The organism is Klebsiella sp. 141198 (assembly GCF_050600785.1).
In the GTDB taxonomy this organism is placed as follows: domain Bacteria; phylum Pseudomonadota; class Gammaproteobacteria; order Enterobacterales; family Enterobacteriaceae; genus Klebsiella; species Klebsiella aerogenes.
The window spans coordinates 1-317 of the sequence record NZ_JAQIRM010000030.1 but is presented as its reverse complement, the minus strand read 5'-3'; the positions used below and the strand labels follow the sequence as shown (position 1 = coordinate 317).

At 55.8% G+C, this 317-nt stretch carries 1 protein-coding gene; it reads left to right on the top strand.

The window, feature by feature from the left end:
• On the top strand, positions 1-317 hold a 317-nt coding region (locus PGR10_RS25435), incomplete at both ends, for a carbohydrate porin (RefSeq protein WP_430924286.1).

Below are 317 nucleotides of genomic sequence, written 5' to 3'. Positions count from 1 at the left end.
AACTACGGCTTTGACTCAAAAGCGGTGGACAGCGACGCGCGCCTCGATGCCTGGCAGGGCGGGCTGGTGCTGAGCCATACCAACGACAGCGGGGTGAACAAAGTTATTCTGCGCTACTCCGATAACTCGGATAACAGCGTCTACAACAAAACTGACGACCTGACCACGGTTTACGCCAGCTTCGAGGGCAGCCATAAATTCACCCAGCAGGCGCAGATCGAGTATCTGCTGGCCTTCCACGACTACGACAACGGCAAGGACAATACCGACAACCGTAAAAACTACGGCGCGATCGTCCGGCCGATGTACTTCTGGAA